The sequence below is a fragment of the Cognatazoarcus halotolerans genome (assembly GCF_009800965.1).
GTDB classification, from domain to species: domain Bacteria; phylum Pseudomonadota; class Gammaproteobacteria; order Burkholderiales; family Rhodocyclaceae; genus Cognatazoarcus; species Cognatazoarcus halotolerans.
Genome location: NZ_WUAF01000010.1, coordinates 177,194 through 190,961, shown reverse-complemented (window position 1 = coordinate 190,961; position 13,768 = coordinate 177,194). Strand labels below are relative to the sequence as shown.

Annotated in this window: 13 protein-coding genes; 6 read left to right on the top strand and 7 right to left on the bottom strand. The window is 64.9% G+C overall.

The features are described from left to right. Positions 1-99 precede the first annotated feature (99 nt). The 6 genes from leuC to GQB03_RS14165 all read left to right on the top strand — a co-directional run bounded on the left by leuC (position 100) and on the right by GQB03_RS14165 (position 5,871). On the top strand, positions 100-1,503 hold the full coding sequence (gene leuC / locus GQB03_RS14190) for a 3-isopropylmalate dehydratase large subunit (protein ID WP_159690602.1): 1,404 nt from the start codon (positions 100-102) through the stop codon (positions 1,501-1,503). Positions 1,504-1,512: 9 nt separating this feature from the next. After that, a complete protein-coding gene (gene leuD, locus GQB03_RS14185; protein WP_159690600.1) occupies positions 1,513-2,163 on the top strand; it encodes a 3-isopropylmalate dehydratase small subunit in 651 nt (216 codons plus the stop codon). A gap of 99 nt (positions 2,164-2,262) precedes the next feature. Beyond that, positions 2,263-2,910, top strand: a complete 648-nt coding sequence (locus tag GQB03_RS14180) for a paraquat-inducible protein A (RefSeq protein ID WP_200832228.1) — start codon at positions 2,263-2,265, stop codon at positions 2,908-2,910. Next, positions 2,907-3,530, top strand: a complete 624-nt coding sequence (locus tag GQB03_RS14175; RefSeq protein ID WP_159690597.1) for a paraquat-inducible protein A — start codon at positions 2,907-2,909, stop codon at positions 3,528-3,530. Before GQB03_RS14180 ends, GQB03_RS14175 begins: the two co-directional genes overlap by 4 nt. Next, positions 3,527-5,251 (top strand): PqiB family protein, encoded by a 1,725-nt coding sequence (locus tag GQB03_RS14170; RefSeq protein ID WP_159690594.1) that lies wholly within the window; start codon positions 3,527-3,529, stop codon positions 5,249-5,251. Before GQB03_RS14175 ends, GQB03_RS14170 begins: the two co-directional genes overlap by 4 nt. Then, on the top strand, positions 5,248-5,871 hold the full coding sequence (locus GQB03_RS14165; protein ID WP_159690593.1) for a PqiC family protein: 624 nt from the start codon (positions 5,248-5,250) through the stop codon (positions 5,869-5,871). Before GQB03_RS14170 ends, GQB03_RS14165 begins: the two co-directional genes overlap by 4 nt. A 1,106-nt stretch (positions 5,872-6,977) precedes the next feature. Here GQB03_RS14165 and GQB03_RS14160 read toward each other — a convergent pair. From GQB03_RS14160 to GQB03_RS14135, 7 genes are all read right to left on the bottom strand, one after another. Next, on the bottom strand, positions 6,978-8,966 hold the full coding sequence (locus GQB03_RS14160) for a DUF3732 domain-containing protein (RefSeq protein WP_159690590.1): 1,989 nt from the start codon (positions 8,964-8,966) through the stop codon (positions 6,978-6,980). Then, on the bottom strand, positions 8,966-9,460 hold the full coding sequence (locus tag GQB03_RS14155) for a three component ABC system middle component (protein ID WP_068635366.1): 495 nt from the start codon (positions 9,458-9,460) through the stop codon (positions 8,966-8,968). Before GQB03_RS14155 ends, GQB03_RS14160 begins: the two co-directional genes overlap by 1 nt. Positions 9,461-9,462: 2 nt before the next feature. Continuing rightward, positions 9,463-10,677 carry an ABC-three component system protein gene (locus GQB03_RS14150; protein WP_159690589.1) on the bottom strand — a complete coding sequence of 405 codons (1,215 nt, stop codon included), beginning with the start codon at positions 10,675-10,677 and terminating at the stop codon, positions 9,463-9,465. 172 nt (positions 10,678-10,849) lie between these two features. Further along, complete coding sequence (locus GQB03_RS23555; protein ID WP_159690586.1) at positions 10,850-11,407, bottom strand: PD-(D/E)XK nuclease family protein; 558 nt, start codon at positions 11,405-11,407, stop codon at positions 10,850-10,852. Further along, positions 11,395-11,805 carry a CFI-box-CTERM domain-containing protein gene (locus tag GQB03_RS23550; protein WP_407644542.1) on the bottom strand — a complete coding sequence of 137 codons (411 nt, stop codon included), beginning with the start codon at positions 11,803-11,805 and terminating at the stop codon, positions 11,395-11,397. Before GQB03_RS23550 ends, GQB03_RS23555 begins: the two co-directional genes overlap by 13 nt. 70 nt (positions 11,806-11,875) lie before the next feature. Beyond that, positions 11,876-12,154, bottom strand: a complete 279-nt coding sequence (locus tag GQB03_RS14140) for a hypothetical protein (RefSeq protein WP_159690585.1) — start codon at positions 12,152-12,154, stop codon at positions 11,876-11,878. Further along, complete coding sequence (locus GQB03_RS14135; protein ID WP_159690582.1) at positions 12,151-13,194, bottom strand: PRTRC system protein D; 1,044 nt, start codon at positions 13,192-13,194, stop codon at positions 12,151-12,153. Before GQB03_RS14135 ends, GQB03_RS14140 begins: the two co-directional genes overlap by 4 nt. Positions 13,195-13,768: the final 574 nt, after the last annotated feature.

The following is a 13,768-nucleotide window of genomic DNA, read 5'->3' as shown; positions in this document are numbered from 1 at the left end:
GAGATGGCTGGCATGGCAATAGACCGTTATTCATCGGCCGCGCTCTCTGCAAACATGGCGCCATCGTGATTCGTCACATTGCAGCGAACGGGGATCCAGATGGGAAAGACGCTCTACGACAAGGTTTGGGATGCGCACATCGTCAAACAGGGTGAGGACGGCAGCAGCCTCCTCTACATCGACCGGCACATCATGCACGAGGTCACCAGCCCGCAGGCCTTCGAGGGCCTGAAGCTGGCCGGCCGCAAGGTCTGGCGGGTCAGCAGCATCATCGCCACGCCCGACCACAACGTGCCGACCACTGACCGCTCGAGCGGCATCGCCGACGAGATCTCGGCACTGCAGGTCAGCACCCTGCTCGACAACTGCGAGACCCACGGCGTGCCGCTCTTCAGGCTCGAGGACAAGCGCCAGGGCATCGTCCACGTCATCGGCCCGGAGCAAGGTGCCGTGCTCCCGGGCATGACCGCGGTCTGCGGCGATTCGCACACCAGCACCCTCGGCGCCTTCGGCGCGCTGGCCTTCGGCATCGGCACCTCGGATGTCGAGCACGTGATGGCGACCCAGTGCATGCTCATGACGAAGGCCCGCAACATGCTCGTACGGGTCGACGGCAGCGTGCCCGCGGGCGTCACTGCCAAGGACATCATCCTGCACATCATCGGCGTGATCGGCACCGCTGGCGGCACCGGCCATACCATCGAGTTTTCTGGCAGCGCGATCCGCAATCTCTCGATGGAAGGCCGCATGACGGTTTGCAACATGGCCATCGAGGCCGGTGCGCGTGCAGGGATGATCGCGGTGGACGAGACCACCATCGAATACCTCAAGGGCCGCCCGTATGCGCCGGACGGTGCCGACTGGGAAATCGCGGTCGAGGCCTGGAAGACGTTGCACTCGGACGCCGACGCGGTGTTCGACCGGGTGGTCGACATCGATGCGGCGCAGATCGAGCCGCAGGTCAGCTGGGGCACCTCGCCCGAGATGGTGGTGCCGGTCAGCGGCCGCGTGCCCGACCCGGCCGACGAAGCCGATCCCGCGCGGCGTGCAGCCATCGAACGGGCGCTCACCTACATGGGGCTGGACGCGCGCACGCCGATCGAGCAGATCGCCATCGACAAGGTCTTCATCGGTTCGTGCACCAACTCGCGCATCGAAGACCTGCGCGCGGCGGCCAGGGTCGTCGACGGGCGCCGGGTGGCGGCCACCGTGAAGCTGGCGATGGTGGTGCCGGGCTCCGGGCTGGTCAAGGAGCAGGCCGAGCGCGAGGGGCTGGACCGCATCTTCAAGACGGCGGGCTTCGAGTGGCGCGAGCCGGGCTGCTCGATGTGCCTCGGCATGAACAACGACCGCCTCGCCGAAGGCGAACGCTGCGCCTCCACCTCGAACCGAAACTTCGAGGGACGTCAGGGCGCCGGCGGACGCACCCACCTGGTCAGCCCGGAGACGGCCGCCGCGGCCGCCGTCACCGGCCATTTCATCGACGCACGTACGCTCGCCTGAGGAGGCATCATGGAAAAATTCACCGTCATGACCGGGCTCGTCGCCCCGCTCGCCCGCGACAACGTCGACACCGATGCGATCATCCCCAAGCAGTTCCTGAAGTCCATCCACCGCACCGGCTTCGGTCAGTTCTGCTTCGATGAGTGGCGTTTTATGGATCGCGGCTACCTCGGCATCGACCCGGCCAGCCGCAAGCCCAATCCCGCCTTCGAGCTCAACCAGGCCCGCTATCATGGCGCGAGCATCCTCCTCGCGGGCAAGAACTTCGGCTGCGGCTCGTCGCGCGAGCATGCGCCCTGGGCGCTGGAGCAATACGGTTTCCGGGCGGTTATCGCGCCGAGCTTCGCCGACATCTTCTTCAACAACTGCTTCAAGAACGGCTTGCTGCCGATCGTGTTGCCGGCCGACGTGGTCGAGCGGCTGTTTGCGGAAGTGGCTGCCCAGGGCGGCTATTGCCTCACGGTGGACCTCGAGAAGCAGCAGGTGCTCACGCCCTCGGGCGAGGCGCTGTCGTTCGCGGTCGATCCGCTGCGCCGCCACCGCCTGCTCGAAGGGCTCGACGACATCGGCGAGACCCTGCTAGAGGCAGACGCCATCGCGGCCTTCGAAAAGGCGCACCTCGCGAAGTCGCCGTGGCTGAACAAGCAGGCCGCAGGCTGATCGACGCCGCGTCCGGGCTGGACGGGGCCGCGCAGTTAAGAAACAATTGCCGGACCCGTCGAACTTCAACAGGAAATGCCGGCCTGCGGTGGCTCGCCCATGCCGGTATTAATCGTATTGCGTACCTTCCCCGACCTGGCCGTATGTGAACATTGCGACAGTGTTTACCGGCGCCGCACGCTGGCGTCGGGGCAAGTGGCGCGCTGCGATCGCTGTGCAGCGGTCCTGTACCGCGCCAGCTCTCTCGATATCGATCGCTGGCTGGCACTGACCATTGCGGCGGCGATCGTATTCGTGATCGCCAACGTCTATCCGGTGGTCCGCATCAGCCTGCAAGGCCTGCACAACGAGGCCACGCTGTGGCAATCGGCGGCCGCGCTCGCGCAGGGCGCCGCTGCGCCGATTGCATTGCCGGCCGCGCTCTCGATCATCGTCGTCCCCTTCCTGCAGATCGCCCTGCTCGGCTGGCTGTTGCTTTTTGCACGCGTCGGACACAGGGCACCCGGTTTTGCGCCGGCGATGCGCCTGTTGGTGGCACTGCGGCCGTGGAGCATGGTCGAGGTCGCACTGCTCGGCATCCTGGTATCGGTCATCAAGCTATCGGGATTCGTCCAGGTGCTGCCCGGCGCGGGTGTGTGGGCGGTGGCCGCGCTGATGGTGCTGATCACGATCATCGCCAACCGTGACATCCATCTGCTGTGGGAGCTTACCGAGCAAGCGCCGCCGGACGAGGCCTCGGCCCGATGAGCAGCGCGCCGCGTGCCCACGAGCTCGGCGTAATCGGCTGTCATGGCTGCGGGTTGGTGTGCGAACATCCGCCCGACGACCTGACACACCGGCATTGCCCGCGCTGCCAGGCGCCGCTGCACCGGCGCCGCCCCGACAGCATCACCCGGACCTGGGCTCTGCTCGTCGCAGCCCTGATCCTCTACATCCCGGCCAACCTGCTGCCGGTGATGTACACCAGCATGTTCGGCAAGGTCAGCGAAAGTACCATCATGGTCGGCGTGATCGAGTTCTGGAAGGCCGGCTCCTACGGCATTGCGCTAGTCATCTTCATCGCCAGCGTGGCGGTGCCCTGCACCAAGTTCCTGATTCTCGGCCTCTTGCTGGTCACCGCGCAGCGCCGCAGCAACTGGGCGGTGCGCGAGCGGGCACGGCTCTACCGGCTGGTCGAACTGGTAGGCTACTGGTCGATGCTCGACGTGCTGGTGGTGGCTGTGGTCGCCGCGCTGGTCAAGTTCCAGAAGCTGAGCGACGTCGAGCCGCGTATCGGCATCCTCTTTTTCGGCGTGGTGGTGATCCTCACCATGCTCTCGGCCATGAGCTTCGACCCCCGCCTGACCTGGGATACAGAAAAGGAATGAACGACTCCAACGAATCAACCCCGCAACCCGGCGATCCCGTCGTCGCCACCCGTCGTTGGCGCGTCTCGCTGGTGTGGCTGGTGCCGGCGGTGGCCGCGCTGATCGGCATCTCGATGATGGTGCAGACCTGGCTGTCGGCCGGCCCTCAGATCCGCATTGCCTTTCGCACCGCTACCGGCCTCGAGGCTGGCAAGACGCCGGTCAAGTACAAGGACGTCACCGTCGGCTCGGTGTCGGCGGTCGAGCTCAGCGAGGACGGCTCGCACGTGATCGCCACGGTCTCGCTGGCCAAGAGCGCGGGAAGGCTGACACGCGAGGACACGCGCTTCTGGGTGGTGCGTCCGCGCATCGGCGTGGGGGGCATCTCGGGGGTAGATACCCTGCTCTCGGGCGCCTATATCGGGGTGGACGCCGGCACCTCGGACGAGAACAGCCTGAACTTCACGGGGCTGGAAACGCCGCCGACGGTCATCGGCGGGACCCCCGGCAAGTCCTTTGTGCTGCACACCGAGGATCTCGGTTCGCTGGACATCGGCTCGCCGGTGTATTACCGGCGCATCCAGGTCGGCCGCGTGGCCTCGTACCAGCTTGATGAAAGCGGCGAAAGCGTGACCCTGCAGATCTTCGTCGACGCGCCCTATGACCGCTACGTCACCACCGACACGCGTTTCTGGAACGCAAGCGGGGTCGATGTCTCACTCGGCGCCGACGGCCTCAAGCTGCAGACCGAATCCGTAGCGACGATCGTCGCCGGGGGCATCGCCTTCGCGGCGCCGCCCTACAGCCATGCCAAGCCGGCCGAGGCAGGCGCCGAATTCGGCCTGGCCAAGGATTACGCGCGGGCGATCGCACCGCCCAACGGGCCGGCGCAGTATGTGCAGCTGCGCTTCGAGCAGCCGCTGCGCGGCCTCTCGGTCGGTGCGCCGGTGCAGTTCTCGGGCGTCGATCTCGGCAATGTGGTGTCGATGGGCGTGGATTTCGACCCCGCCCGCCACCGTTTCCCCACCGTGGTCGGCGTAGTGCTCTATCCGCAGCGTCTCGGTCAGGCGCTGGAAAAGCTGCCCATGGCCAAGGGCGAAACTGAGCTGCCGACAGGCCGTTTTCTCGGCGAGTTGGTGCAGCACGGCCTGCGCGCCCAGGCGCGCACCGGCAACCTGCTGACCGGCCAGCTCTACATCGCACTGGACTTCATCCCGAACGCACCCAAGGCCACCTTCGACGCGTCCGCGCAGCCGATGGTGCTGCCGACCGTCGGCGGTAGCTTCGACCGCCTGCAGGAGCAGCTGGCCGGCATCGTCGGCAAGATCGACAAGCTGCCCTTCGAAGCGATCGGCCAGAAGCTCGACGCGACCCTCGCCGAGCTGGATCTGGCCGCGAAGAAGGTCAATGGTGAGGTTCTGCCCGGCGTGACACAGACCATGCAGGCGGCCAGCCGGACGTTGCAGCAGGCAGGGCAGACCATGGAGCAGACCGGGAAGACGCTCGAACAGGCCCAAAAGACCTTTGGCACAGCCCAGGGCATGCTTGCCGACGACGCGCCCTTGCAGCAGAACCTGCAGCAGACCTTGCGGGAGCTGCAGCGCTCGGCGCGATCGCTGCGCACCCTCACCGACCTGCTTGGCCGTCACCCGGAGGCCTTGCTGCGTGGCCGCCCGGCCGACCCGCCACCTGATGCGGCGGCATCCGATGTCCTTCCCGCCCCGCCGGAGTCCCGCCGATGAACACACCCGCCCGCTCCGCCCTGGCTGCGCTGGCGCTTGGCCTCGCGGCCTGCGCCACGCCCCTGCCGGTTCATTACCACACCTTGCTGGCACCACCCCCGGCGGCCGCCACCGCCGAGCCCGCGGTGCCTTTCCTGATCGACGTGCTGCCGGTGGGCGTGCCGGCTCGCCTCGATCAGGCACAGCTGGTGGTGCGACAGGCCGACAGCGGCATCGTCGTGCTCGACGGCGAGCGCTGGGCCGGGCCGTTCGGTGACGAGTTGCGCAACGCGCTTTCAGCCGAGCTCGGCCATCGCCTCGGCACCCAGGACATCGCCGGGCTGCCGCGCCCGAGCGGCAAGTCCGTGCTGCGCATCAAGGTGCAGCTGCGCCGGCTCGACGCCTGGCCCGGTCAGAAGGTCCAGCTGGCAGCCGACTGGAGCCTGGGTTTCGCAAACGAGGCCGCGGATGTGCGCCTACTGTGCTCCGGGAAGTATGAAGAACTGGCTCCTGGAAGCTATGCAGAGCTGGTACAGGCCCAGCAGCGCGCAATTGCTGCGATGGCGGCAAGCGTTGCGGCCGATGCACGCGACTTTGCCAAATCGCGCAGCGCGCGCTGCGCACTGCCTTCCGCCGGCTGACAAACACCCGCAATTACGGAATCAGCACGCCGCATCCGGTTGTCTGGCAGCTCTCCAGACCACGATGCCGTCACGCCGCATCGACCAGCATGTAGCGTCACTCCACCGGGATACGCATTCGTGCCGAGCCGACCATCACGGGAAGCTCGCCCGCCATCGCTAGAGTCGTCCTGTGCAAGGCCAGGCAGGTAAACAGCGCGCTTTCGAACACGACAAACAATCCGGAGGCCGGCGAGCCGCCGTGTCGTTATCCACCAAGTCGTACGCCACTTTCAGACAGCCGATCAAAGCAGTTGTAGCACTTATCGCTGTCGGTCATCGCGCGCTTGAAGCGTATCCCACGCACAGCGCGGTCACACTCTCTGCCGGCCACGGCCTTGGACAAACAGAAAGAAGCAGGTCACTCCCACTCGATTGTCAATAGCATCGTGGAAACCGTTGTGTAGCAAGGCTTTCGGCCTGATGCGGGTGGCTTGATACCGACAGCGATACCGACAAATTGCCGCGCCTCAGCGGGGTCATCTGGATAGCTCCATCCAGGTTCATGTTGTCCCATCGTGCCGGCATCGCCCTCGGCTCCCTCAAAACTGCCCTACTGAGGGGTGGTCGAGCCCTTTCCAACGGGAAGCCCCCTCGAATGCTGAGGGCTAATGGTATCAGAGGCGGCTTGCGCCCCCTCGTCTGACGGTATCAGCGACAGCGTCTTCAGCGGGGCTAACGGTATCAGAGCCGGAATCACCCCCGCACTTTGACGGTATCAGCGGCTGAAGCGCCCCGGACACCCGTGTTTGATACCGTCAAGTCAGTTTCAAGTCGTGCCATAGAGCACCACGAAAGCCCACTTACGCGGCACGACAAGGACGCCAACCCGAACACGCTTCGCGAACCGAACAGTTCGCTTACCTCGACATCGACGCGCCCGACAGCCTGTTCGAGGGCATCTTCCTCGACCAGTACTTCACGCGGGCAATCGGGTGATCGAACACTTCACGGATCGGCCGCCCACCGTGCTGCCCAAGCCTCGGCACTGGCTCCCGAAGCAGCATGAGAAGGCCTCACCGTGTTGGCGGGGCCCGCCGTGGCCCGATCACCGCGGACTTCGGAGGTCAGGCGTCATCCAACCACGCCATAGGCACGAGCTTGACGCCGTTGCGCCACTCGGGCAAGCCGACGACCCCGTCGATGTCGCCCCAGACGTCGCGCGAGGCATGGTCGAGTACGATAAGTTGCAAACCGCCCTTGGCATCCAGAGCCACACGCCCCATGACCTCGAACGCCTGTCGAACGGCGTCCACGTCTTCGTCCCGCAGTTGGGGCTCCTCGACCTCCTCGACCTCCTCGTCTTCTGGCCGCGCCATGATGCGCTTCGGAAAGTACACTTGGCTCGGCTGGTCAAGCACGAGGAACGCAGGGACGGGCCCCTTGCGCTGCGACAGGAAGAACTGATGGAGCGCCAGCAGCACCGCCAGGTGATAGGAGAGCCAGTTGGAGCCACTGCCAATCTCAGACAGGTAGTCGTCACGCTCCGTGCCGCGCACCTTGATCGTCAGGTCGTTGATCTCAAGGGAGATTGGATCGTTCGGGCTCTCAACATCGAGGTGCGGCAGGAGCCGGCCCGCGTTGTTGCTGATGGCATGGAGAGCCCGACGCTTGCGTGCTTCAACATCCTGCTCGCGCAACTCGGCCTCCAACTGCCGCACCCGTTCCTTCAGGCGCACAACCTCGTCGACGAGTTCGCTGTCACTGCCCAGCCGCCGATGCAGGTCGAGGGCGGACTCAAGGTTGCCAACGAACCGCTCAGCCCGTTGCGCGGCAAACTGCCGCTGCCGCGCTTCGTCTGAGCGCCCCGCCAAGGCCCGCTTGCGGATCTGGACCGAGCGCAGCCGCTCCGTCGCCTGTCCGACCTCCTCGGTCACGCGCTGCAGCTCGCGGTCAAAGGCGGCCGGCACCTCCTTGTCGACGCCGGCGTCTGCCTCGACTTCCCGCAGGCGCTCCGACAGCACCGCCAACTTGCGCTTAGCCGAGTCCGTATGGCTGCCGCACATCGGGCAGTCCGCCTCGTCGTCGGTGTGAGACACCAACCAGCTCGATAGCTGCAGGCGTCCCCGCTGCAGCGCGAGGGCATCCTGGTATTGGTCGACGCCGACACGCATGCGGTTCATCTCACTAAGCCGATGGCGCAAGGTCGTCAGCTCACGCGACACCTCGCGCTCCTCGACCTCGAGGCCGCTGAGTTCGCGCAGTGCATCCGAGATGGTCGACGTGCTCACCGACAGCGTGAGGTCCGTGCGCGCGACGACTTCTTCCAGTCGCTCGATCATCTGGCCACGCGAGAGCTCCTGCTCCGGCTTGGCGGCCAGCCCCAGCTCTTGGGCCTCGCTGAACTTCGCCCTCAAGTCGGCCAGCCAGCGCGCAGACACCTCCTGGGCATCCTTGAGCTCCCGCTCCTTGCGACGGAGTTCCTGCCGGGCACGCCCGAGCTCGAACTGCTTTGCCATCAGCGTCGGCGTCACGGCCCCGAGCACATATGGGAAGATCTTCCGAAGCTTCTCCCGGTGTTCGTAAGTATTGGCCTTGAAGAACAGCACGTCGGGATTGGCGACGACGTTCTGCGGCTGGAACGTGAACGCAGCAAGATCGCGGAAGCTTGGGCGACCATCGAACCCCGTCGACTCTTCGCCGCCCGAGAAGTCGAGCTTGGACAGGCCCGCAAGTTCGTCGAGCAGCCGCTTCACGGCGTCGGCATTGGTGTTCTTGGCGATGCGGCGCGGAATGTCCGAGATCCGCTCCGCTTCCAGCAGGTACATGTCGTCGGTACTGCGCTGCGCACCGGGCTCTCGCCGGGCCAGCAACTTGTCGCCCTGCGACGTCGCCACCACGACACCAAACCACTCGCAATACTTGCGGATGGTTTTGACGGGGATCGAGCAAGTCCCCGCGCCAAGGCAGTAGTCGATGATGGGAATAACAGCGGATTTGCCGGTCCGCGACGCGCCGCTGATAACGTTCACCTTCGCCAACTCGAACTGGAGCCGGCGCGGCTCGAAGTTCGGGTTGCGCGGCCAGAGCACGATCTCGCGAATCTGCAGATACATCAGAGCCTTATTTTCAGTGTTGTTGTCACTTCGTGCAGCGTAAGTTGGCCGCACCACACGCCGAGCTTTTCTGCATCGGCCAACAGTTGCTTCACCTCGTCGGGTAGACCGCGAGCCTTGGTACGCGACAAGGGGATTACCTCTCCACCCTCGAGCAGTTGGATCAGGTGCCCGGCCGCGGCCAGCTCGATCGACTGGAGGCTGAGCGTGCGCCAGCGGACTGCGCGCTCGTGAACCTGGAGAAGCAGGTCCTGTTTGGAGATTTGGGAGTCCCCGAATTTCGCGGCGAAGGCCCGCAGTCCAGAGCTGGGCCGGGTACGCCGTAGCAGCTCGGTGGTCGCCTGGTGCAGCACGATGGGCAGCACCAGGAACAGCATCGGCAGACGCGGAGGGTCACCGACGGGATGGGCTTCGACATAGCCGCAGCAAAAGCGCCAAAGAGCGGCCGCGCCGAGCGCTGGGTTCTGGATGTTCTGTGCTTCACGTGCCAGCATCGTCACGCGGCCTTCTTGACCTTGAGCTGCTGCTCGTAGTCCGGGTGCCATCCGATCGACAAGTCATCGGCCAGCCGGTGAAAACACCCCGGAATGAAGTGGTCCGGCGGCTGCATGGCCTGGAGGTAGATGGTGAAGTCCATGCAATCCGAGTAAAGCGCCTGTCCCTGGATCTCACCAGGCTTGCTGCCATGCTCGATGCCACAAGTACGTCGCTTGTTTTTCCAACTGCGCTTCAGCGCGGCGTCCAGGTCATCGAATGACGACTCATCAACTTCGCCGCTGACGGCCCAAGCCGTGCGGTCGGCGGCGGCCATCAGATAGTCGCTCGCGGCCTCCAGCTTGTCCTCGAAGGGCATCCCGATGAGGTCCAATTGCTGAACAAATATCTTCGGCAATTGACCGCGCGACTCCTCCTCGCTCGGCGCCTTGGCGCGGCTCGGTAGTACGGTGTCCCGATCGACCTTGCGCAGGTAGGCGGCATACCAGCCATAGAATGTGTCACGTCCAATGACGGCCGGCCGCCCGGCCTCCAGCAGTTCGTCCACCCGACGCTTCACGACGCCGCACATGTGGTCAGCAATGTCGGCCACCTTAGTGGCGGAAACCGGATGGGTGCGGATCACAGCCTCGATGTCAGCCTGGGGACTTCCGCTGCCAAGGGTCAGCTGGAAGTTGCAGATGATCCGCTCCAGGCAGGTCTGATCTGCATTGAATACGCGTTCCAGGTACGGGGCGATCTCGTCAGCCACGGTGCTTTTCAACGCGAAGTCCGGCGACTTTCCCCACAAGGCGTCGCGCGCTAGCGCAATGGCCGCCCGCGCTTCCTCCAGCGTATGGGCATTGGCAAATGCCTCGACGAGTTGGCCGCCGACCGGACGGGAGACATAGATCTCGAAGACCGTCTTCTCCAGATCGTAATCGGAATCTGCCCCCAACGTCGTCCAATTGGACAGCGTCTTCCACAGCGACTTGGCGCGATCGGCGACTGGATTGGCCGTCAGCGCACTCTTGCTCTGGATCAGGCGTGTACCCTTGTCTGCGTGCTGCTGCGCCACATCATCGAGGAACTCCATACTGCAAAAGCTCCCGGCGGGCGCCTCCAAGAGGAGTTGCGTCATCCGCGTGTACTGGAGACCATAGCCCAATGCCTGGCCCGGCACCTCGGTTCTTCGATTCTTGGAGCGGGAGGATCCGCCGCGCTTCGATGTCGCCATTCAGTTCGTCCTCGACTGATTCGAATATCATTTTATAATGGATAACCTGTTGCGGCATATGGTTGAGTTGGCGCAGCGTCATGTGCCGGCCGAGCATCTTGCCCTCGTCCCCTTGTAGCGCAAAGTGGCCGCAGGATTCCGCAGGAACCGATTGAGCGATAGACCGATTGACTCAGGGAAGCAGACTGTCGCATTGCCCTCGGAATGCGCACGAAAGGCACGTCTTCCGCGACTGGGGTCGTCCCGGCAAAATGCGGCCTGCGAGAATCTCTTCCCGCCTCCTGACCAGGGCGTCCACGTGCTCGTCAGTCATCAATTGGACACGATGCGCGATCGGCAAGCCGCGCCCAGTCGGCGCTTTCACCATTACATACGCGTAGGACGCTACGGCTTGGTGCGTTTGCCCCATCACCGCCACTCTCTGTGCGGATAACTGGATCACGTCCGACAGGGATGGCTGGTTAGCCCAGCGGGTTTTGAGTTCTACCAACACGAGCAGACCCGAGGGCATGCGGTATACCCGGTCAATCTTCGCCACCACCCCAACGGGCTTGGAAGTCCAGAACAGTCTTTCCATATAGACCAGCTCGGCATCCCGCAGCGCGTCCGGTCGTGAGGCTCGCTCAGCCAGTGCAGCATCGGTTGTAACCGACCGCCGCCACGCTATGACCAGCGCCGCGAGGCATACGACGACAAGACCGCCAAGGACGCCCCATCCTACCGCCGACATTGCCCGCCTCCGCGCAAACCTGGCCACCATCGAAGGCTCGCCGCTATCGCACCCAAGACCACGCGTACCGGAGCCTGCAAGGCAGGCCATCGGCGCAGGCATGTGCAGATGCCAGGCGCCAACCGGTAGTAGGACCAGATTAGGCGACGCCCCCAAACGTTCGAGCGTAGCGCAACGTCCCGAAACCCGCGCAGCACCTGAGTCTGCCAGCCCTCGCCGAACACGCAGGTGGCGATGAAGCAGCGCCCCTTCCGGATAGCCTGTGCAGAAGCCGCCAGGCCCTCCCGATAGAAGCGCTCATGCTCGACCACTCCGCGTTCTCGGGCTCGCTGTTGCCGGGCGGTGCGGCGGGTGCCATGCCGATGTTCGAACACCACCAGTCTCTCGCAGCGGCCCATCTGGGCCAGGTCCGAAGCACTGACCATCCTGTCGTTGTCCGACCGGCGCGATCGCTTTCCCATGGCCGCCTCACCCGTCGATCGCTGGCGCGAAGATGTCGTTGGTGACCTCGCCACTGCCCTCCTGCGTGCTACTTGCCGACGGCTGATGGGGCAGGCCGTGCCCAATCCCGGCGAACACGCCGCTCTGGGCCAGCAAGCCGTCGTAGGCCAGCACGCGCAGACGGTTGACCCGCTTGGTGCCCTTGTGGAAGCGGATCAGATCGTCGTACAGGCGCGGATGGTCGGCCCGTGCCAGTTCGAAGACGAGACGAATCGGCTTGGGGTCTTTCATGGCATCGGCGCTCATTCGACCTCTCCCGTTGCGCCCTGACCCTGCTCCCTCCCGGTCGCGGCCATCACGCTGCGAGCGTGGTTCTGCCCCGCCAGCTGAAAGCCCCGCACATTAGCGAACATCGGTTCCTTCACCTCGTGGATGCGGTGCTTCGGGAACGCCGCCTTCACCGCCTTGCGGAACAGGAAGGCTCCGCCGCCGACCAGGATGATGTTCTGCAGACTGTGGGGCGCTTCGATCCACTCCTTCATCGTCGAGACTGCCTGCTCGGCGACCGTCTCGGCCAGGGGCAGTAGGCGTTTCATGTCGTACGGCTTCTGGAAGATGACCGGCTGCTTGCCTGTCCGGAGCGCGAGGTCGATGGCGTCGTAGTCGCGGTAGGGCGTGCCGATGTCCTTCGTGATCTCGGCCGCCAGCAGCCGCAGCACATCGGACATGCCGCGGTTGAACGAGTAGCTCTGCTTCTGCACGAGTCGCATGCCCCGGGCCACCAGCCAGTCGAAGGTGCGCGAGCCCGGATCGATGATCAGGCTCTGCTCGTGGCCGATCTCCGCCATCTTCTGGTGCTCGGAGGCGTAGTGCACCAGCGCCCCCTGCGGCTGGGCCACGGCCAGCGCCTTGCCGACCGTCACGACCTTGCCGCCGCCGATGTCGTGCCGGCCGGTCATGGCCTTTTCCAGTGCCGCCTTCTTGACCGCGAAGAGCGCCACCGGTAGCCCGACCACCAGCAAGTCGATGCGGCTCAGCTTCATCATGCTCAAAGCGCCGCGCAGCAGCGCCAGGTACTCAGGCGTCTCGGTGTACTCGTCGTGCAACTGCTTAGCACGGAAGGTATCGGCGGCGAGGCTCACGTCCGGCCCGACCTCGTAGAACAGCGGGCCGATGGGGATGCACACCGTCTTCTTGCGCTCGCTCGCCGGCCACGACGGCGAGTCGTCGCTCGACGGATAGGCGACGGAGGGGAAACTGGCGCAGCGGATGTCGGCACCAGTTGCGGCCGTGACGAACTTGGTGTTGCCCGATCCGACATCCACCGCTCTGACGATCAATTCCATGACAAGGCTCCGAGGCAGGGTTGAGGTCGATCAGCATCGACACGGCGACCTGATCCCGCCACACGGAATCCCCACTCAATGAGCCCGATTTCGGGATCGGGTCCGGCCCGCTGTCAGCGAACCGACGATGCACAGACGTTTCGCTGACACCTGAAAGCGCCATCGCCCGACGGGGCTGCGTGTGTGTCACTACGCTCTCATTCAAACCACGGATATCAACCCCGTGTGCAGGACTGGCTGCGGGTACCCCCAGCGCTGGACAGGTCCCGGTCGGCCCCAGAGGCCAAAGATTTGCTCATCAAGGGCAGGCTGCGCCCGGTTGTCGTCTTCGCCCGAAAAATAAGCGACCCTCAGACCCCGATTTCAAGTGCCACCCGCAAGCCCACGGAATTCGAAGGGCGTGCTGTCGTCGACGGTTGACGCCGTCGAGGGGGAGGAGTCAACTGTGGGCTCCCGTGGCCTCCTGGCCAGCTCCATCGCGGAGCAAAAGGCGTTGCGGTCGTTACCCGCCCTTCAAGCGCCCCGACCTGTCGAGTCGGGGCGGGTGCGGCCTTCGAGGCCTCGCCCCAGAGGA

Coding starts and splice junctions, on each gene's coding strand:
- leuC (WP_159690602.1), top strand. CDS start 100: ATGGGAAAGACGCTCTACGACAAGGTTTGGGATGCGCACATCGTCAAA.
- leuD (WP_159690600.1), top strand. CDS start 1,513: ATGGAAAAATTCACCGTCATGACCGGGCTCGTCGCCCCGCTCGCCCGC.
- GQB03_RS14180 (WP_200832228.1), top strand. CDS start 2,263: ATGCCGGTATTAATCGTATTGCGTACCTTCCCCGACCTGGCCGTATGT.
- GQB03_RS14175 (WP_159690597.1), top strand. CDS start 2,907: ATGAGCAGCGCGCCGCGTGCCCACGAGCTCGGCGTAATCGGCTGTCAT.
- GQB03_RS14170 (WP_159690594.1), top strand. CDS start 3,527: ATGAACGACTCCAACGAATCAACCCCGCAACCCGGCGATCCCGTCGTC.
- GQB03_RS14165 (WP_159690593.1), top strand. CDS start 5,248: ATGAACACACCCGCCCGCTCCGCCCTGGCTGCGCTGGCGCTTGGCCTC.
- GQB03_RS14160 (WP_159690590.1), bottom strand. CDS start 8,966: ATGTATCTGCAGATTCGCGAGATCGTGCTCTGGCCGCGCAACCCGAAC.
- GQB03_RS14155 (WP_068635366.1), bottom strand. CDS start 9,460: ATGCTGGCACGTGAAGCACAGAACATCCAGAACCCAGCGCTCGGCGCG.
- GQB03_RS14150 (WP_159690589.1), bottom strand. CDS start 10,677: ATGGCGACATCGAAGCGCGGCGGATCCTCCCGCTCCAAGAATCGAAGA.
- GQB03_RS23555 (WP_159690586.1), bottom strand. CDS start 11,407: ATGTCGGCGGTAGGATGGGGCGTCCTTGGCGGTCTTGTCGTCGTATGC.
- GQB03_RS23550 (WP_407644542.1), bottom strand. CDS start 11,805: ATGGGCCGCTGCGAGAGACTGGTGGTGTTCGAACATCGGCATGGCACC.
- GQB03_RS14140 (WP_159690585.1), bottom strand. CDS start 12,154: ATGAGCGCCGATGCCATGAAAGACCCCAAGCCGATTCGTCTCGTCTTC.
- GQB03_RS14135 (WP_159690582.1), bottom strand. CDS start 13,194: ATGGAATTGATCGTCAGAGCGGTGGATGTCGGATCGGGCAACACCAAG.